This window comes from Vreelandella lionensis (assembly GCF_002087295.1).
In the GTDB taxonomy this organism is placed as follows: Bacteria; Pseudomonadota; Gammaproteobacteria; order Pseudomonadales; family Halomonadaceae; genus Vreelandella; species Vreelandella lionensis.
Genome location: NZ_MWVI01000065.1, coordinates 49236 through 67695, shown reverse-complemented (window position 1 = coordinate 67695; position 18460 = coordinate 49236). Strand labels below are relative to the sequence as shown.

Below are 18460 nucleotides of genomic sequence, written 5' to 3'. Positions count from 1 at the left end.
CCCAGCGAAACACCCACGGCTTTAACTTTCACCGCCCAGCACTGCTGGGCGGTGGCACGTTGGACCCACTCAATCACAGGGGCGTTGTTGGCTTTCGGATTTATCGCTATTCCAAGGGTTTTCAACGCCAATGGTATCGGCAGCAAACGCTTGTCGCTCTCCTAAGGGGCGTACCTCACCGAGGGTGGTGTCATGACAGGTTTGGCGCTCCATCTCGCTGTTAAGCTCAGCCCCAAACAGCACCAGAAACGCCGAGAGCCAAAACCAAAGCATCAACGCCACCACCGCGCCTAGCGAGCCGTACAGCTCGCTAAAGGTCGAAAAGTAGCGTACGTAGAGCGAAAGACCACCGGAGCCCAGCAGCCACATTAATGTCGCCAACAGCGTGCCGTAACTCAGCCAGCGCCACTGCGGTGAGCGCCGATAGGGAGCAAAGCGATAGAGCAGCGCAATCAGCAGGCTCATCAACACCAACAGCGCAGGCCAGCGTAGCCACTGCAGCACTCGATCCAGCGGCGGATCAATCATTAGCCTATCCACCACCACCGGCACAACGGCAATAAAACCAAGGGAAACAAGCGTCATCACAATGAGACCAAAGGTCAGCGAGACCAGCACCAGCGCTCTATACAGCAGCGAACGCTTCTCCTGCTCGCCGTAAACGGCGTTTAAGCCAATCACCAACACCGACACCCCTTTCGAGGCGATAAACATGGCAATCAACAACCCTGCCAAGGCGGTCATCACATTGCCAGACTCAGTGCTCTCCACCACCTCTTGCGCCTGCTGATCAATCAGGTTGGCAGCATCAGGGGGCATAAAGCGACTAATCGTATAGAGCTGCCGCCCGGCCTCCACTGGATCAAACAGCAGCCCCCACACCGAAATCACCGCCGCAATGGTTGGAAACAGCGCCAGCAGTGCATAGAAAGCGACGCCAGCTGCAAACATAGTGATTCTATCCCGGCGGGCCGCGCGCACCACTCGCCATGCAATATCATGCCAGCCCCGCTGAGGGATATCGCTGGGCACATCGGCAGCACGGCCTCGGCGATGGCTATCCATTTAGCCTAACCGCTCGCCCAGCCACTTGCCGATATCGTTGACCTGCTGTGGGCATAGCGCATGGGCCATCGGGTACTGGCGATAGTTGACGTTGTAACCCATGGCTTTTAAACGCTCAACGCCGCTACGGCCCAAGGTTTCAGGCACGATGGGGTCGAAGTTACCGTGATGAACTTCAATCGGCACCTGACGGTTAGCCTCGGCAGGCTCGATGCTATCGGCAGTAGCAAAGTAGGTCGACATCGCCAGCAGCCCGCCTAGCGGCTGCGGGAACGAGAGCGCAGCCTGATACGCCACCGCGCCGCCTTGGGAGAAGCCCGCCACGATGATCCGCTGGCTATCGATACCCTGATCGATCTGCTCTTGAATCAGCGCCTGAATACGCTCGGCGGATTTTTTCAGCTGAACTTCATCAACCCGGCGGCCCAAATCCATCGCCAGAATGTCGTACCAGGCGGGCATTACCATGCCGCCGTTAATGGTGACCGGCAGGCGCGGAGCATGGGGCATAATAAAACGCACATGCGCGTTTTCCGGCAGTGCCAGGGCTGGCACTAGGGGTTCAAAATCATGCCCATCGGCACCTAGGCCATGAATAATAAACACACACGCATGGCGGGGTGACCATTTTTTTGGTCAATAATCAGTTCGCCTGGGGCTGTCATGGGTTATTTCCTTACTGATATTAAAAGCGTCACCCTAGCGTAAAGCAGCGCGGGGAGCGAGACATTAACCGCTTAAAACGGCCACACCAATGGAATCAGCGTGACCGCAATCACACCGGTCAGTACGTTTAAACCACCACCAACACGTAAAAAATCACTGACTCGATAGCCACCAGGACCATGCACCATCAAGTTGGTTTGGTAGCCGATCGGGGTCAGAAAACTGGCCGAGGCGGCAAACATCACGGCCACCACAAATGGCAGGGGGCTCACCCCAAGGCTCTCTGCGGCAGCCATGACCACCGGAAAAATAATCACCGCCGCGGCGTTGTTGGTCACTAGCTCCGTGAGTAGCGCCACCACGCAGTAGGTACCCATCAGCAGCAACCACGGGCTGCCCGCCACCCACGACAGCACGCTGCCTGCCATGGCATCCGCTGCACCTGACGACTGTAACGCTGCCCCCACCCCAAACGAGGCGGCAATGGTTAATAACACCTGAGTATCTAAGCCCCGCTTAGCCGCGCCCACTGTGCAGCAGCCGGTCAGCAGTGCCATCGCCGCCCCCAGCATGGCGGCATTGAGCATGCTCAGAACACCAAACGCAGCCAGCAGCACCGCGCCTAGCAAAATCCCCCAGGCCAGCGGAGCCTTCTCGTGGATGGGCCGCGCCGAGCCGTTTAGCTCGCTGATCAGCAAAAAGTCTTTCGACTGCCGATGGCGCTCGATAAACGGCGGGCGCGCCTCTAACAGCAATACATCGGCAGGCTGCAAGCGCACTTGGCCGAGGTTCCCCGTCACGCGCTCGCCGCCGCGGCAAATCGCCAGCACGGCGGCGCCGTATAGCGTTCTAAATCGACCATCACGAATCCGCTGGCCCATAAACTGGCATTGATTGGAGACCACCGCCTCGACCAAACGGCGCTCTTTGAACTCTTTTTCTAGGCTAGAAGCGCCATCCCGAGAAGGGATCAGCCCACGAATCTGCTGAAGCTCCACAGCGGCATCCGAGGTGCCCACGAACACCAAACGATCCCCACCTTTGAGCTGCTCCCCTGGCCCAACTACGCTGACCACGTTACCGACGCGCTCGATCTCGACAAGGAACAGCTCCTGCAAGTGGCGCAGCCCCGCCTCTTCGACCGTGCGGTCGACCAGTACCCCTGCCGGGTCTACTTCCATTTCAATAGTGAACTCGCGAGGATTGGCAAAGGCTTTAGCCGTGCCGCCACGGGCGGGTAATAAACGTGGGGCAAGGAAAATAAGATAAGCCAAGCCCGCTACCGCGACCGGAATGCCTACCCACGCCAAGTCGAAAAGCCCCATGGCCAAATCAGGGTAGCGCTCGATCAGTAGCCCATGCACTACCAAGTTAGTGCTGGTACCAAATAGCGTGATAGTACCGCCTAAAATAGAGGCAAAGCTCAGCGGCATGAGCAAGCGCTGTGGGGAAAGCCGCACACGGCGGCTCCAGCTCATGACGGCGGGAATATACGTCGCCACCACCGGGGTGTTATTGAGAAAACCGCTGAGCGATGCCACAGGTAACAATAGACGTGTTAGCGCGCCGCGCTCGCTGGTTGGCCGCCCCAGAACGTAGCGAATAATAAGATCGATACCGCCCGTTTCACGAATACTGGCCACCAGCACGTACATAAACGCCACAGTAAACAGGCCACTATTAGAGAATCCACCCAACCCCTGCTGTGGGTCAATCACGCCAAGCGTCATCAGCACCACCACCGCGCCCATTAAAATGATATCTGGCCCTAGGCGTGACAACGCCATCAACGGGAAGATAGTCAGCACGACTCCTACTGCAATCCAAGCATCCAGCGACATAACCCCACATCCTTTCTCAAGCCCACTCAACTGACATAACCGAACAATATGAAGGGCATTGTGCCGCCCAGCAGATATTCTAAAAAGTTATTTTTAGAAACACAGTAAGAACAAAGGCGTGGGGCGTGGGGCAGATAATAATCCACGAACAAAAACCCCGCTCAAGGCGGGGTTTTCTAGCTCACTAACATCAAGTGTTAGCGGCGAACATCAAGCTGGAATTAACCCAGAACTTTAATGTTGGAAGCCTGAAGGCCTTTTTTACCCTGAGTGACGTCGAAGGAAACCTTCTGGCCGTCTTGCAGAGTTTTGAAGCCGTCAGCTTGAATTTCGGAGAAGTGCGCGAACAGGTCGTCGCCATTGTCGTCCGGAGAAATGAAGCCGAAGCCTTTAGTGTCGTTAAACCACTTAACGGTACCAGTTGCCATGATCGAAATCCTCGATAAAGCTTAATGTAGAGCCGGGTAATACCCGAGTTGCAGTGGGTAGAACAAGAAACTTTCACCAGACTCAACGCTAGAGCGTTTCGATACTGCTGACAACGTTCGACTTGCTAACCAACTGCATTCAGCATGCGCTTAACCAAGTCGCACGTCAACACTATGATGAAAAAAAATGTCAATGCAATGAATTTTCTTTAAAAATCCATCCAGCGGCTTTTTCAGCGATCATTAACGTGGGCGAATTGGTGTTTCCACTGGTGATGCTAGGCATCACGCCCGCGTCCGCGATCCGTAATCCCACCACCCCAAGTACCCGCAATTTTTCATCCACCACCGCCATTGGGTCATCACGTTTGCCCATCCGCGTGGTGCCGACCGAGTGAAAAATCGTCGTGCCAATATCTCCCGCTAGCCGCGTTAACTCGTCATCGGTTTGATACTCAACGCCCGGCTTTACCTCTTCAGGCGAATATTTAGCGAAGGCAGGCTGTTCGGCGATACGCCGGGTTACCCGTAGCGAATCAGCCGCCACCTTGCGATCCTCCGGCGTGCTGAGATAGTTCGGCGAAATCGCCGGTGCTTGACGCGGGTCGGCGCTTTTCAAACGCACCGTTCCTCGGCTGGTTGGGTTCAAGTTGCATACGCTCGCGGTAATGGCCGGATACGGATGCAGCGGCTGCCCAAAGGCCTCTAGGCTGAGCGGCTGCACGTGATACTGAATATTGGGATACGGCTGATCGTCAGAACTGCGGGTAAACGCGCCAAGCTGCGAAGGCGCCATGCTCATCGGCCCGGTGCGCTTAGTCACATACTCCCAGCCAATCCCCGCCTTGCCCCACAGCGTACTGGCAATAGCATTGAGCGTTTTGGCATTACTGACACGATACACCGAGCGAATCTGGAGGTGATCTTGCAGGTTTTCGCCCACCCCAGGCAGGTCGTGCACTACCTCAATGCCGTGCTCGCGTAGATGCTCAGCAGGCCCGATACCCGATAGCTGCAAAAGGTGGGGCGAGCCAATGGCCCCCGCACACAGCACCACTTCTTTTCTCGCCTGAACACGCTGGGGCTTACCGCTGCGCACCACTTCTACCCCAGTGCAACGAAGCGTTGGCTGCTCCTCATCAAAGCAGAGCCGATTCACCTGGGTAGAGTGCCAAAGCGTCAAGTTGTCCCGCTTTAGCGCGCTACGCAAAAATGCCTTGGCGGTATTCCAACGCCAGCCGTCACGTTGGTTTACCTCAAAATAGGCAACCCCTTCATTACTCCCCCGGTTGAAGTCGTCGGTGCGGGGAATACCGGCCTGAACCGCTGCTTCGGCAAAGTCATCCAGCACTTCCCATTTCAGGCGCTGCTTCTCAACCCGCCACTCGCCGCCGTGGCCATGAAAAGCACGGTGAGTCTCATCACCGTCGCTGCCTTCATCCAGCCGGTAGTGGTTTTCGTGTTTGATAAAGTCCGGCAGGCAGTTCTCCCAGCGCCACTCGTCGCTACCGGTAACCTCCGCCCAGTGGTTGTAATCCCGCGCTTGGCCGCGCATGTAGATCATGCCGTTGATGCTGGAGCAGCCCCCCAGGGTTTTACCTCGGGGGTAGATCAGCGAGCGGCCATTAAGCCCCTTGTCCGGCTCAGTACGAAACAGCCAGTCGGTGCGCGGGTTATTGTTGCAATAAAGGTAGCCCACTGGAATATGGATCCAGTGGTAGTTATCCCGACCGCCCGCTTCGATCAGCAGCACTTTGTTTGCAGGGTCAGCGCTTAGCCGATTGGCCATCAGGCACCCTGCGGTGCCTGCGCCAACCACGATGTAATCAAACGCTTCTGCGGTGGGATGAGTGGTTGTATTTGTTGGCATGGGCTTGGCTCCCGTAACGGTCAGGCGTTACTTCGCCGTCGGCATCACAAACTCAGCACCCGTGTCGATGGAGTCCGACCAGCGCTGCATGATCGACTTCTGCTTGGTGTAGAAGCGCACCCCCTCTTCGCCATACGCGTGAGTATCGCCGAACAGCGAGCGTTTCCAACCGCCAAAACCGTGCCACGCCATGGGCACCGGAATCGGTACGTTGATGCCGACCATGCCCACCTGAATCCGGCGGCCAAATTCACGGGCGACGCTGCCGCTTTCGGTAAAGCAGCTCACCCCGTTACCAAACTCGTGATCGTTAATCAGTTGAATGACGGTCGCCACATCCGGCACGCGCACGCATACCAGCACCGGGCCAAAGATCTCCTCTTTATAGATAGTCATCTCCGGCGTGACGTGGTCGAACAGCGTGCCGCCCATCCAGAAACCGTCAGCACAGCCCTCGCCCGCTTGGGTGCTATCAAACTCGCGCCCATCGACAATAAGCTGCGCGCCTTCTGCCACGCCCTTTTCGATGTACCCGGTGATCCGCTGATGCGCTTGGCGGGTCACGATGGGCCCCATCTCCGCATCCAGCTGCATGCCATCTTTGACTTTCAGCGCCTTAGCCCGCTCGGTGAGCATCGGCCCGCCTTTATCGGCCACATCGCCGACCAGCACGGCCACGCTAATCGCCATGCAGCGCTCGCCCGCACTGCCGTAGGCGGCGCCAATCAGCGCATCCACTGCTTTATCCAGATGGGCGTCTGGCATCACCACCATATGGTTTTTCGCCCCACCCAGTGCCTGCACACGTTTGCCGTGTTTGGCACCGCGCTCGTAAATCAGGTTGGCAATGGGCGTGGAGCCGACGAACGAGAGCGCCTTCACCTCCGGATGATCGATCAGCGCTTCCACGGAGTCCTTGTCGCCCTGCACCACGTTGAACACGCCATCCGGCAGGCCCGCCTGCTGCAACAGGTCGGCAATCATCAGCGAAGCGCTAGGGTCCAGCGGGCTGGGCTTGAGAATCAAGGTGTTACCGGCAGCAATGGCGATGGGGAACATCCACATCGGCACCATTGCCGGGAAGTTAAATGGCGAATACCCGCCACTACGCCCAGCGGCTGACGCACGGTCCAATTATCAATGCCGGTGCTGACCTGCTCGGTGTAATCACCCTTTAATAGCTGGGGAATACCGCAGGCAAACTCGACAATATCAATACCCCGTGCCACTTCGCCCTGGGCATCGGTAAATACCTTGCCGTGCTCTTTGGTGATTGCTTCGGCCAGGGCATCTTTATTGGCGTTTAGCAGCTCCAGAAATTTGAACATGACCCGAGCACGGCGAATGGGCGGCGTATCGGCCCAGGCTGGAAATGCCGCCTGGGCGGCTTGCGCGGCGGTGTCCACATCGGCGGCCGAAGCCAGGGCAACGCGGCCAGTGACCTGGCCAAGTGGCAGGGTTGAAGACATCCTGGGCGCTGCCGGAGGCGCCTTCGCTGCGTTGGCCGTTAATAAAATGATGGATGGCGTTGGTTGTCATTGTCGCTACCTTTATAACAAAAGCTTAAGTGATCGGAGGATGATCACTAGACTACCCCGCCTAACAGGCCAAGCAATTGAGTAATTTTTAACCCAGATATAAGCTTTGCTAATAACATAACAATGAAGGTTCACCACCATGCAGGAGTACGCCACGCTGCGGGCCTTTGTGGCCGTTGCCCATACCGGCAGCGTCTCAAAGGCGGCCGAGCAGCTCCATTTGACCCAGCCCGCGGTTAGCCTAAACGTTGAAGCAGCTACAGCTGCATCTGGGCCTAACGCTGTTTACCCGCCGCCCACAAGGGCTAACGCTGACTGCCGATGGTTACGCCTTGCTACCGGCCGCTGAAAATGCCCTGGCCAGCGCGCTGGCCTTTGAGCAGAGCGCCAGCGCGTTACACAGCACGCTGCGCGGCAAGCTGCGCATTGGTACCATTGTTGACCCGGAATTTATTCGCTTGGGCGATTTTCTCAGCCGCTTGATGGCCCGTGCGCCACAGCTGGAAACCGAGCTTCACCACAGCATGAGCGGCAGCGTATTGGGCAACGTGGAGCAGGGGGAGTTAGATGTGGGCTTTTTTCTCGCCCCGCCCGTCGAAGGCACTGGCAATCCTACGCGAGCATGGCGAGAGTTAACCCACTTTCACTACCACGTGGTGGCACCGCCGGGCTGGGAAGCCAAACTTGCCGACACCCGCTGGGAGGCGCTTGCGCAACTGCCCTGGATTGTGACCCCCACCGTGTCAGCGCACTCCCGGCTACTCAAGCGAGCGCTGGCCGCAAGCGGCGCGACCCCGAACCGTGTTGCACAGGTCGACCAAGAGGCGTGTATGCTGGATTTAGTCAGAGCAGGCGTGGGCCTGAGCCTAGCGCGAGACGCGCTAGCCATGGCCGAACGCCAAGAGAGCGGCTTGGCGGTGGCGGACAACGTTCGCCTGCCCTGCGCATTAAGCCTGATCTGGCGCAGCGACCGCGCCACCGAGCCCACGATTAAATCCGCACTAGACACCCTCGATACGGTGTGGCCGCATCGTCTAAGGTCGCTGTAAGGAAGCGGAACCTCTCGACACTAATGGACTCAATAACGAGCTTTGACTCGCCACCTCCACCGGAGTGTTTGCAACGATCCGATTTCCCAATATTCGCCCCTTAACCCTGTGCGTGATGGCCGCTGCCGGTTTTGCGAGCGCATCACTCCAAGCGCAGTCCAATGCAGAGGCCACCTTTGCCGGCGGCTGCTTCTGGTGCATGGAGCCTCCTTACAATAAACAGGTGGGCGTGAGTGCCACTATCTCAGGCTACATGGGCGGCGAGCTTGAAAACCCCACTTACGAGCAGATCTCCCGGGGCGGCACTGGCCATATTGAAGTCGTAAAAATCTGGTATGACGATAGCCGTATTATCGCTGATGGCAGTGACTTTTTCAGAGCTTCCGTAGTAATACGAAGCCCACTAGACTAAAAGTCTAGTGGGCTTCAAAGAACGCCTCACAGAGAGCGCGTAAATAAAACGACCTTTATACCCTTAAGTGTTTGTTATTCAGCCATTTGCTTAATACCCAAACACAGATACTTCAGCTCGGTGTATTCATCGATGCCATAGCGTGAGCCCTCACGGCCGATGTCCGACGATTTGACGCCCCCAAAAGGCGCCGAAGCGGTCGAGATGAGCCCCGTATTAATGCCCACAATGCCGTACTCCAGTGCTTCCGATACGCGCCAGATCCGTGACACGCTTTCAGCATAGAAATACGCCGCTAACCCATACTCCGTATCATTGGCCTGACGAATAACCTCCGCTTCCGTCTCAAACCTGAATACCGGCGCCGATGGCCCAAAGGTTTCCTCGCGAGCACATGCCATGTCAGCGGTTACGTCAGCCACAACTGTTGGCTCAAACCAGGTACCGCCTAAGGCGTGTCGCTTACCACCGGTGATTAAGCGACCACCTTTATCGAGTGCATCCTGCAAATGGGCTTCAACTTTCTCTACCGCCTTTTCAGAGATGATTGGCCCCTCCTCTACGCCTTCGGCGCTACCTTTACCGACACTCAGTTCACTGGTGCGCTGGGCCAAACGTTCAACAAATGCGTCGTAAACACCGCTTTGCACATACATACGATTAGCGCAGACACAGGTTTGCCCAGCATTAGGGAACTTACTGTCTAGCGCTCCGGTAACCGCATCTTCAATATCGGCATCGTCAAACACAATAAAGGGCGCATTACCGCCAAGCTCAAGAGACACCTTTTTGACCGTTGGAGCACAGGCAGCCATTAAATGCGCGCCCACTGGGGTAGAACCGGTAAAGCTCAGTTTGCGCACAATCGGGCTATCTGTCAGCACGGGGCCAATCGTTTTGGCATCACCAGTAACAATATTAATCACCCCGGCAGGAATGCCCGCTTGCTCGGCTAACGCCGCTAGCGCAAGCGCCGTCAATGGGGCTTCCATAGCGGGCTTAACGATAATCGTACAACCCGCCGCCAAGGCAGGCGCCACCTTGCGGGTAATCATGGCCGCAGGGAAGTTCCACGGCGTAATCGCCGCACAAACGCCCACCGGCTCACGGGAAACAATGATGCGTTTATCAGTCGCATGACCGGGAATAGTATCGCCGTATAACCGCTTCGCCTACTCAGCGAACCACTCGATAAAGCTGGCCGCATAGCCGATTTCACCGCGTGCCTCTTTTAACGGCTTCCCTTGCTCCAAGGTCAAAAGATCGCCTAGCGCTGCCTCATTTTCCATAATCAGTGCATGCCAGCGTTTTAAAAGCTGCGAACGTTCCGCCGCGGTTTTAGCACGCCAAGCAGGCAGTGCGGCATTTGCAGCTTCAATAGCCTGACTGACTTGCTCCGCACTCAAGCTAGGGACATGGCCAAGCGTCTCACCGCTAGCAGGGTCGGTGACCGCGACACTACTGCCATCCGTTGCGGCCACCCACTGGCCGTTAATATACGCGTCTTGTTTAAAAAACGTTTGCTTGGAGATAGACATTATTTTTCCTTTCAAAGTGAAGGTTAGATAAGTTCTTGACGCCAACGTCGCTGTTTTTTGACCAGCGTAGATTGATCGATGCCCAATGCAGCGGCTGCCGCTCGGGTCGTACCATGGCGAGTAAGCGCCTGTTGAATGATTTGCTGTTCAAACTGCATTACCTGCTGGCGAAGATCACCACTCACGGGCGGTTGGCTAAACGGAGTGCTTGGGAATATCTCGTTCGGCAGTGCCGTTGCGGTTATATCATTGTCTGAAACCGTGACGGATAAACGCTCGGTTAAGTTGATCAGCTCACGAATATTGCCAGGCCACGAATAGCTAGAAAGTAACTCCAACGCCTCGGGGTTCCAGACCCGTTCTACCCCATGCAACTGATTAAAATGGTCTAAGTAATAGTTCAGCAATGGAATCACCTCATCGCGCCGTTGCCGCAAAGGGGGCAGCCAGAGCGGCAACACGCTAATGCGATAAAACAGATCCTCGCGAAAAAGCCCTTGCTTGACCCGTTCATTCAAATCCTGGTGGGTAGCGGTAATCAGACGTACGTTGGCCATGACGAAAAACCGTTCCCCCTACTGGCAGGTAGCGGTTTTCTTCCACAACTTGGAGCAGTTTCACCTGCAATGCGAGAGGTAAATCGCCAATTTCATCCAGAAAAAGCGTACCGCCATGAGCCACATCCAATAACCCCTGTTTGCCTCTAGGGGATGCCCCGGTAAATGCGCCTGCGGTGTAACCAAACAGCTCCGCTTCCAGCAACCCTTCAGAGAATGTCGTACAGTTAAGCTCCATAAAAGGTCCATCCGCACGGTCGCTTTGCTGATGTATATAGCGGGCCAACAGAGTTTTACCGGTGCCAGTTTCACCGTGATTCAGAATCTTCGCCGTTGTTTTCGCGACTCGACTGGCAAGCGCAAAGCAGGGCTCCGTTTGTTGGCTGGTGATCACCCCCGGCGCGCTTAGCGCCATAACCTCGGGCACTTTATATGCCTCGCGGATTCGCTGAATTTGCTCTAGCTGCTCTTGGGCATGTTTCGCCAGTAGCAACTCAGTGATATCCCGAACACTGGTAACCACATAAGCAATCGAGCCATCGGCACTGAACATAGGCGTTCCAGTGACCACGATCTTGCGGCTGTTGTGAATAGTCTGCGCCAGCGTAATCGGGCGGCGTTCACGGATGACTTCCAACGACGCGGATTTTGAAATAAACCCCGCTTTCACCAAATCCGCCATATGAAAGCCCACTACCTCAGCGCGCGAAATGCCGGTGATACGCTCATAGGCTTTATTGATCGTTACCGTAATACCGTTGGCATCGGTGATATAAACCCCGTCATGCAAAGCATCCAACAGTGAACGCATCGGCTCTTGGTCAAAACCAAAAGCATCTACGCTTTCAGCTTCCACCGGCGGTTTAATACCGGTGACACGGTAGCGAATACACTCGCCCCACCAGCTGGCCCAACGCCGCCTCACATTGCGCCTTTTCGAGATCGGTACGGGTCAACACCCCAATCACCTGGCCTTGGGTATCAAAGACTTCCACCGCATCAGTGCCGTGTAAATCAAATAACGGCAGGGCGGCTTCCAGTGAAAGCCCCTCTTCGATCCGTTGCATAACAGTTCCTCTCACAAGCCAGGTCCACCGCCTAAGCGGTGAACGCTGGTTTTCCAACCTTTTTTGACGGTTAAACCACTATAAAGGCAGAGACTGTTATTTGCGCAATGGCACTTCCGGCTCAGGATCCTCGACGGGCTGGGATGCCTCATCCCAATCCTTAACGAAGGTTTTATCCACCTCCCCGGAGAAGAAGCGCTTACCGTAAATTAACACGCAAAGTAAAATGCCCACCCAAAAGGCCCAGGTAGCGCCCTTTATCACCAGCATGGCCGCGATAATGCCCGCGATACCCAAGTCCCGCTGGCTGCGCGCTTCCATAATGCCGATGCGCACACTGACATAGCCTTGAATCAACAGCGTCAGCGCCAGCGCAATCCCCAGAATAGGCTCCACCAGGCTCACGATCGGCAGCAACAACAGCCCCGTATTCGTCCCCCAGCGAAACGAACCAGAACCACCGAAGATAGAGTTCATCGCCGCTTTGCCCTGCTTATAACGCTCAACCGTTACCACATGCATCGCAGCCCAAAGCGGACCACACATCACCACATCAGGGCCAAAAATACTCATCCCAAAGTTACGCCCACCAAAAATCATATGAGCGCGGTTAGGGTTATAGTCAATTTTTTCATCCTGGCGCTTCTCATCAGCCTCTTCCAAAAGTGCCTTGCTTTGAAGCACATCGCCAAATAGCACAATGTAGGCCGCAATAACGGTCGGAATGGCCGTTGAAAACATCATCAACGGAGGTAAACCAACGCCAAATACCGTGTATTCACTGAACATCAGCGCGAAATCAGGCTGACTAAAGCCCCACTCAACGTCTGGCCAAGGCGCCTCACCAAACAGCGGAGCCACCACAATCGCCAGCACGATAATCGGGAAAATACCCAGTTTACCCACGGCACCCCACAGGCCGCCCTGCGCTTTAAGCTTGTTGAAATGGCGAGAGAAAATCAGATAAAACGCGACACCTCCGGCAATCGCAATAGTAAAGGGGTACTGTTCAAAGCGGCCGCCTTCATCAAACACCACCACAATAGCGGCTAACCCTGCGCCCATAATGACCCCTGCTTTGATGGCAGAAGGAATGAGCCGCACCACTTTACTGGCCATACCCGTTACCCCCAGGCCCAGTGCCAGTATCCCCAACATCATCTGAAAGGCAATCAGCGCATGCACCCTGTCTACCCCCTCGGGAAAGGTCGACACATAAGCCATCAACAGCGGAATAGCAGGTGTGATCCACCCTGGAATGACAGGGTCACCCAACAGGTGATGCAGCAAATAAAGCAAGCCATTTAAAATGACGATGGCCAACGCCGCTTCAAACGGCATGCCCAGTAGCTGCATCATCAATGGGATCGCGGCAAGATCCACCGCGCACATCAAAAGCCCTTGCAGGAAATCGGGCAGTTCAAAACGATAATGGTAAAACGCAGGCGTAGCTTAAACGGCCCTAGTGGTGTGTACGGGCTTTCTCCACCGTCAACGCGTTGCTTCCAAGCGCTCATGGCATGGACTCCTGTTTAAAGTTGTTAGTATTTTTGATAAACGTTTTGTCGTTATAGCGTTTTAATTAGCGACGAATTAATAAGCGGCGTGGTAAATCGCCTCAACAACCCAAGCGTTAATACCCGCGGGTTATTACGCAGCAAACGTTCCACCTTAATGGCCTCGGCGGCCAACTCAGGAATGTCGGATTCAGGAATATCAAACGAGCGTAAACCGGAAGGAATCTCCACATCAGCACACAGCTTAGGCATGCGCTGGACAACCGCTTGGGCGACAGCATCATCCGAAAGCCCAGCCACGGGTTCATCAAAGGCCACCGCAATGCCCCGAAAGCGCTCGACGCAGGCCAGCTTGTTCCACTCCATTACGAAGGGCAGTAGCAGCGCATTCGTCACCCCATGGGCCAAGTGGTAGCGCCCACCTAACGGATACGCCAATGCATGGACTGCGCCCACGCCAGCATTACCAAAGGCAAGGCCTGCCAGCAGGCTACCGGTGGCCATATCTTCACGGGCCTGGAGATTGTTGGGATTGGCAACCGCCTTGGGGAGCGCATGTACAATGAGGTTCATTGCCTTAACCGCCAATGCATCGGTAATCGGCGTGGCAAAGTTAGATAGATACGCCTCCACTGCATGGACCAACGCATCCACCCCGCTGGCCGCCGTCACAGAGCGTGGGCAACTCAGCGTAAGCTCAGGGGCGACAATCGCGACATCCGGTAATAAGCAGTCACTGACGATGCCCTTTTTCATCTGTTGTGCTTTATCCGACAGAATCGCGATATTGGTCACTTCAGAACCGGTGCCCGCCGTGGTGGGCATGGCGATCAAAGGTATTGTGCGTTGGTTAACCTTGTTCTCGCCAAACAACGCCTCCAGCGGACCTTCGTAGTGCGCATATACCGCTACACACTTAGCGATGTCCATGGCACTCCCGCCGCCTACAGCGATGACGCTGTCATGCTTGCCAGCATTAAACGCACGGGTACACATTTCGACTATTTCTACTTCCGGCTCGGGCGTTACCTGATCAAACACCTCATAGCTCACCTTTAGAGCCGTGAGCTGCTCAGTAATCATATCCAGCGTGCCAGAAGCCACCACGCCGCTATCGGTAACGATTAAGGGCCGCTGCATACCCAGCGATTGAACATAAAGCTGCAACTGCTGTGCGGCCCCATGCCCGGTCATCAGCTTACCGGCGCTTTTAAAGCTACTCACTCGATTAAAGCTACTTAACTGCATATGGCGCTTCCTGTTAACTTTAATTGGTTGCTTTTCCAGCTCGATTATCAAGCCGAGAATAACGCTGGCCACTTTTTACCTAGCAAACGCCATGCCAACCAAGAAAAATTAACAACTGTATGATTTAATTGATAAAAAAATTAAAGATAAAATCATGCAGGTATATGGGATGCAAAAAATCATCGAATAGCGACATTTTGATGACTTAATTCATCAGCGTAACCATAGCGGTACTCCGGCACGCAGCAGAGACCAGTTAAAGAGGAAGGCGATGTCTCACCTTCGGAAGCTTCAGAAGCTCCCGATGCGAGTCGCGAAATACTTCAAAGCCCCGTCAATCCAATACGCCGCATCATAGCTATTTTATTGCCGGGTTAATAATATCGACACCCTTAGCGAGCTGATCCGCGAATGCCGCTCACGCGGAGTCGCCTGGAACGACGCCGAATACTTTCTCGGCGATATCAACATTGCCGCGCCGATACGCAACGCTGCGGGTACTCCCGTCGCTGCCGTGCACATCACCACCCCTAGCAGCCGGTGGACCCTCGACCGCGCCCTGGAACAGCTCGCGCCCTCGTTAATGGAGTGTGCCCGCGCCATTACCAAAGCGGCCCGCATGCGTAGCTAAAACTATTGATTACGCCGAATATTTTTAGCATCACCTTATACCTCGGGGAAACAAAATAAACTTATAAAAATTCAATGAGAAATCGAAGGAACTGATTGATTACATCAATGCCCGAAAGTAAGTACCTTTATTATGCAGAGGCACTCAGTTTGTACTAGAGTGGATTTGCATTAGAAATAGACTGGTCGATTAAACGCCCAGAAGCTGGACGTCATGACCCACACGTTGATCTAAAGATAGGAGATCTTATGAGCAACACCATTACGACAGTGAACCCGACCACCGGCGAAACGCTTGAGACCTACACGCTGATGGATGAAAGCCAGGCCAAGCAGATAGTCGAGGCCAGTCATGAGGCGTTTTTAAGATTGGCGGCTCAAGCCGCTAGAGCACCGCGCCAAGGTGGTGAAAGCGATTGGCGAAGCCATGAACGCGCATAAAGAAGAGCTTACCGACCTGATGGTCAAAGAGATGGGTAAGCTGCCCTCGCAAGCGCGCCTGGAAGTGGATCTCTGCGTCGGCATTTGTGACTACACCGCCGAACATGGCCCCACCAAGCTGGCCGATGAAGAGCGCAAACCCGGCAACGGCGAGCGCGGTATTGTTACCTACTCCCCCATGGGCGTGATTTACCGCATTCAGCAGTGGAACTTCCCTGCTTACCAAGTGGTGCGTTACTCCATCGCCAATATTATGGCGGGCAACAGCGTGCTGCTAAAACACGCTGAAAACATGACGGGCAGCGGCCTGCTGCTGGAAAAAATCTACCGCGAAGCGGGCCTGCCGGAAAACGTTTTCCGTACGCTGGTGATTTCACACGATGTATCCGTCACCATCATCGCCCATAAAGCCGTGCGTGGTGTGACCCTGACCGGCAGCGACGGCGCTGGCCGCAAAGTGGCCGCCAAAGCCGCCGAGCATCTGAAAAAGACCGTACTAGAGCTAGGCTCCAACGATGCCTACTTGGTGCTGGACGATGCCGACCTGGACGTGGCGGTGGATACCTGCGTCACTGGCCGCGTGTTTAACGGCGGCCAAACCTGCGTAGCGGCAAAACGCTTTGTGGTCACCGAAAAGAACTACGAAGCGTTTAAAAAGCCCTACGTGGCACGCATGAAGGACTTAAAAGCGGGCGACCCGACCAAAGAAGATAGCGACCTAGGCCCGATGGCCCGTGTCGATCTTCGTGACGGCCTTCACAAACAGGTGGAAGAGAGCGCGCGTAAAGGCGCAAAAATCCTCTGCGGTGGCGAAAAACCAGAAGGTAAAGGGGCATTCTACCCGGTCACCGTGCTGGATAACGTCACCCCCGGCCAGCCCGCCTATGACGACGAGCTGTTTGGCCCGGTTGCCGCGTTGATTCGTGCCAAAGATGATGAAGACGCCATGCGCATCGCCAACGACAGCCGCTACGGCTTGGGCGGCGGCATCATCTCCAAAGACGTGAAGCGCGCCACCGAGCTTGCCAGCAAGTATTTCGATACCGGCATGGTGTTTATCAACGGCTTTGGTGTGGCAACGCCTGAAAGGCCGTTTGGCGGCGTGAAAGATTCCGGCTACGGCCGTGAGCACGGCGGCTTTGGTATGCACGAGTTCGTCAACATTAAATCGGTGATTGTGGTGCAAAGCTAACACCGCCAAGCCCATCGGCTTACGATGGGCTAATCCATAAAAACGCCGCAGTGTCATTTATGACCTGCGGCATTTTTTATGGGTAGCGTATTTTAACAGTGGCGTTAGACGATCTTCTGCTGCCAACGCTGCCATAGCATCACTATCAGCGCGACCACCAGCCAGCTTACCAGCGCGGCAATCACATCATCCAACACAATGCCCAACCCACCGGTGACATACTCCGCTAAATGAATAGGCGGCGGTTTTAAAGCATCAAAAAAGCGGTAGACGCCAAACGCCAGGGCCAGAACCAATGGATGGCGAGCGGCTTTTAGCCCTAGCACCGCGAGCGGAAAAGCGACGTACTCATCGGCAACGATGCTGCCATGGTCCAGGCCATCATAATGCCACGCAGCGATATGACAGACCGGCACCGCGGCCACCAGCATCAGCGCGATGATGGCAGCCTGCTGCCCGGTCGGGCGACCCAAGAGCCACCACTCCAGCGCCAAGCCAATCAATGAACCAAAGGTACCCGGCGCAACGGGCGCTAGCCCTAACCCAAAGCCGGTGGCTAGCCAGAAGTTGAGCGTATCGAGCATTAGCCAGCCTGCTGCGCCTGACGCTCGAGCTCTGCCGCCATCTCTGGCGTTAGGTTTAGCGCACTGGCGAGTTGATCCAACCAGGCGCGTTCCATGGGGTTTTGGTTGTCGATCACGGCGACGCTGATCAAATACATTTCGCGAGCGGCCTGGGGGGAGTCCGCTTCACGGGCCAATGCCTGGGCGTCCAGCGGGGCTTTTAGCTGCTGTTCGACCCAGCGGTGCATCTCCTCATCCGCGCCGAGGGCATCGATCTGATCGGTGATCAGCGCCTGCTCCTGCTCATCGATATGACCATCCGCCCGTGCGGCCATGATCATCGCCTGCAGCAGTTCCAGGCTGCGGCGCTCTTGAACCTCGCCGCTTAACACCTCGACACGCTCGCCTTCTGATGAGGATTGGGTCGCCGCTCCTTTCTTTTCCTGAGAGCTTTGCCACGCTTTCCACGCCAGCATGCCTACACCCGCAATCGCGCCATATTTCAACGCTTTACCGCCCATGCTGCGGCCACGTTTTGAACCCACCAGCATGCCCAGGGCACCGCCGCCCAGCAGGCTTTTCACATCAAAACCGCTGGAACCGCTGCTTTGACGTGTACCTTGGCTGCTATTACCGCCTAAATGGCGGGAGAGCCCATCAATCACGCCTTTGACATCCATGCCGCCGCTGCTGCCTTTGCTACCACTGGCCTGGCTCATCAGCTGCTGCAGAATTTTGCTTGCATTCATCCTTGCACTCCTCAATAAACATTCATTCGACGGGTCGAACGCGGGTCGTTTAACCCTTGTTATAGCGTATGCTACATGAATGCAGCATG

At 55.5% G+C, this 18460-nt stretch carries 15 protein-coding genes and 4 pseudogenes; 5 read left to right on the top strand and 14 right to left on the bottom strand.

Annotation, left to right across the window (positions count from 1 at the left end; all coding sequences use genetic code 11):
- Positions 1 to 69: 69 nt before the first annotated feature.
- The 6 genes and pseudogenes from B4967_RS09030 to B4967_RS09005 form a co-directional block, all read right to left on the bottom strand.
- Positions 70 to 1065 (bottom strand): YihY/virulence factor BrkB family protein, encoded by a 996-nt coding sequence (locus tag B4967_RS09030; RefSeq protein WP_083024807.1) that lies wholly within the window; start codon positions 1063 to 1065, stop codon positions 70 to 72.
- Positions 1066 to 1730, bottom strand: a pseudogene (locus tag B4967_RS09025) (alpha/beta hydrolase).
- Between the two features lie 72 nt (positions 1731 to 1802).
- On the bottom strand, positions 1803 to 3572 hold the full coding sequence (locus tag B4967_RS09020; protein WP_083024806.1) for an SLC13 family permease: 1770 nt from the start codon (positions 3570 to 3572) through the stop codon (positions 1803 to 1805).
- A 221-nt stretch (positions 3573 to 3793) separates the two neighbouring features.
- Positions 3794 to 4000: a cold-shock protein gene (locus B4967_RS09015; RefSeq protein WP_054641278.1), complete on the bottom strand. Its 207-nt coding sequence runs from the start codon at positions 3998 to 4000 to the stop codon at positions 3794 to 3796.
- A gap of 190 nt (positions 4001 to 4190) precedes the next feature.
- Entirely contained in the window at positions 4191 to 5870 is a 1680-nt protein-coding gene (locus tag B4967_RS09010; RefSeq protein ID WP_083024804.1) for a GMC family oxidoreductase, read from the bottom strand.
- A gap of 27 nt (positions 5871 to 5897) precedes the next feature.
- Positions 5898 to 7339 (bottom strand): annotated as a pseudogene (locus B4967_RS09005) (CoA-acylating methylmalonate-semialdehyde dehydrogenase).
- A gap of 208 nt (positions 7340 to 7547) precedes the next feature.
- Here B4967_RS09005 and B4967_RS09000 point away from each other — a divergent pair.
- Together B4967_RS09000 and B4967_RS20830 are read left to right on the top strand one after the other, a co-directional pair.
- Positions 7548 to 8457: pseudogene (locus B4967_RS09000) on the top strand (LysR family transcriptional regulator).
- Between the two features lie 64 nt (positions 8458 to 8521).
- On the top strand, positions 8522 to 8869 hold the full coding sequence (locus B4967_RS20830) for a peptide-methionine (S)-S-oxide reductase (protein ID WP_340638726.1): 348 nt from the start codon (positions 8522 to 8524) through the stop codon (positions 8867 to 8869).
- A gap of 74 nt (positions 8870 to 8943) precedes the next feature.
- On the opposite strand, the pseudogene B4967_RS08990 reads toward B4967_RS20830, so the two are convergent.
- The 6 genes and pseudogenes from B4967_RS08990 to B4967_RS08970 form a co-directional block, all read right to left on the bottom strand.
- Positions 8944 to 10407, bottom strand: a pseudogene (locus B4967_RS08990) (NAD-dependent succinate-semialdehyde dehydrogenase).
- Positions 10408 to 10430: 23 nt separating this feature from the next.
- On the bottom strand, positions 10431 to 10964 hold the full coding sequence (locus tag B4967_RS20265) for an AAA-type ATPase lid domain-containing protein (RefSeq protein WP_279384678.1): 534 nt from the start codon (positions 10962 to 10964) through the stop codon (positions 10431 to 10433).
- Complete coding sequence (locus tag B4967_RS19170) at positions 10918 to 11889, bottom strand: sigma 54-interacting transcriptional regulator (RefSeq protein WP_279384677.1); 972 nt, start codon at positions 11887 to 11889, stop codon at positions 10918 to 10920. Before B4967_RS19170 ends, B4967_RS20265 begins: the two co-directional genes overlap by 47 nt.
- On the bottom strand, positions 11828 to 12031 hold the full coding sequence (locus B4967_RS08980) for a CBS domain-containing protein (RefSeq protein ID WP_083024802.1): 204 nt from the start codon (positions 12029 to 12031) through the stop codon (positions 11828 to 11830). The genes B4967_RS19170 and B4967_RS08980 overlap by 62 nt, the downstream gene beginning before the upstream one ends.
- A 96-nt stretch (positions 12032 to 12127) precedes the next feature.
- Positions 12128 to 13423 (bottom strand): hypothetical protein, encoded by a 1296-nt coding sequence (locus tag B4967_RS08975; protein WP_243470440.1) that lies wholly within the window; start codon positions 13421 to 13423, stop codon positions 12128 to 12130.
- A 176-nt stretch (positions 13424 to 13599) separates the two neighbouring features.
- Positions 13600 to 14796: an iron-containing alcohol dehydrogenase gene (locus B4967_RS08970; RefSeq protein WP_207953606.1), complete on the bottom strand. Its 1197-nt coding sequence runs from the start codon at positions 14794 to 14796 to the stop codon at positions 13600 to 13602.
- Between the two features lie 382 nt (positions 14797 to 15178).
- On the opposite strand from B4967_RS08970, the gene B4967_RS21325 reads away from it, so the two are divergent.
- From B4967_RS21325 to B4967_RS08960, 3 genes are all read left to right on the top strand, one after another.
- On the top strand, positions 15179 to 15427 hold the full coding sequence (locus tag B4967_RS21325) for an IclR family transcriptional regulator domain-containing protein (RefSeq protein WP_083024800.1): 249 nt from the start codon (positions 15179 to 15181) through the stop codon (positions 15425 to 15427).
- Positions 15428 to 15675: 248 nt separating this feature from the next.
- On the top strand, positions 15676 to 15867 hold the full coding sequence (locus B4967_RS19165) for a hypothetical protein (RefSeq protein WP_243470439.1): 192 nt from the start codon (positions 15676 to 15678) through the stop codon (positions 15865 to 15867).
- Entirely contained in the window at positions 15854 to 17059 is a 1206-nt protein-coding gene (locus B4967_RS08960) for an NAD-dependent succinate-semialdehyde dehydrogenase (RefSeq protein ID WP_243470438.1), read from the top strand. Before B4967_RS19165 ends, B4967_RS08960 begins: the two co-directional genes overlap by 14 nt.
- Before the next feature lie 104 nt (positions 17060 to 17163).
- Here the strand turns inward: B4967_RS08960 and B4967_RS08955 are convergent, their stop codons facing one another.
- Together B4967_RS08955 and B4967_RS08950 are read right to left on the bottom strand one after the other, a co-directional pair.
- On the bottom strand, positions 17164 to 17643 hold the full coding sequence (locus B4967_RS08955) for a phosphatidylglycerophosphatase A family protein (protein WP_083024798.1): 480 nt from the start codon (positions 17641 to 17643) through the stop codon (positions 17164 to 17166).
- Positions 17643 to 18371, bottom strand: coding sequence for a tellurite resistance TerB family protein (locus B4967_RS08950; RefSeq protein ID WP_083024797.1), 729 nt, complete (start codon positions 18369 to 18371; stop codon positions 17643 to 17645). The genes B4967_RS08955 and B4967_RS08950 overlap by 1 nt, the downstream gene beginning before the upstream one ends.
- Positions 18372 to 18460: the final 89 nt, after the last annotated feature.

What these genes read in the sequence shown, in the direction of transcription:
- B4967_RS09020 (WP_083024806.1), bottom strand. Translation starts at nt 3,572, where the DNA reads ATGTCGCTGGATGCTTGGATTGCAGTAGGAGTCGTGCTGACTATCTTC.
- B4967_RS09015 (WP_054641278.1), bottom strand. Translation starts at nt 4,000, where the DNA reads ATGGCAACTGGTACCGTTAAGTGGTTTAACGACACTAAAGGCTTCGGC.
- B4967_RS09030 (WP_083024807.1), bottom strand. Translation starts at nt 1,065, where the DNA reads ATGGATAGCCATCGCCGAGGCCGTGCTGCCGATGTGCCCAGCGATATC.
- B4967_RS08975 (WP_243470440.1), bottom strand. Translation starts at nt 13,423, where the DNA reads ATGTGCGCGGTGGATCTTGCCGCGATCCCATTGATGATGCAGCTACTG.
- B4967_RS08960 (WP_243470438.1), top strand. Translation starts at nt 15,854, where the DNA reads ATGAACGCGCATAAAGAAGAGCTTACCGACCTGATGGTCAAAGAGATG.
- B4967_RS08955 (WP_083024798.1), bottom strand. Translation starts at nt 17,643, where the DNA reads ATGCTCGATACGCTCAACTTCTGGCTAGCCACCGGCTTTGGGTTAGGG.
- B4967_RS19165 (WP_243470439.1), top strand. Translation starts at nt 15,676, where the DNA reads ATGAGCAACACCATTACGACAGTGAACCCGACCACCGGCGAAACGCTT.
- B4967_RS08950 (WP_083024797.1), bottom strand. Translation starts at nt 18,371, where the DNA reads ATGAATGCAAGCAAAATTCTGCAGCAGCTGATGAGCCAGGCCAGTGGT.
- B4967_RS08980 (WP_083024802.1), bottom strand. Translation starts at nt 12,031, where the DNA reads ATGCAACGGATCGAAGAGGGGCTTTCACTGGAAGCCGCCCTGCCGTTA.
- B4967_RS08970 (WP_207953606.1), bottom strand. Translation starts at nt 14,796, where the DNA reads ATGCAGTTAAGTAGCTTTAATCGAGTGAGTAGCTTTAAAAGCGCCGGT.
- B4967_RS20265 (WP_279384678.1), bottom strand. Translation starts at nt 10,964, where the DNA reads ATGGCCAACGTACGTCTGATTACCGCTACCCACCAGGATTTGAATGAA.
- B4967_RS09010 (WP_083024804.1), bottom strand. Translation starts at nt 5,870, where the DNA reads ATGCCAACAAATACAACCACTCATCCCACCGCAGAAGCGTTTGATTAC.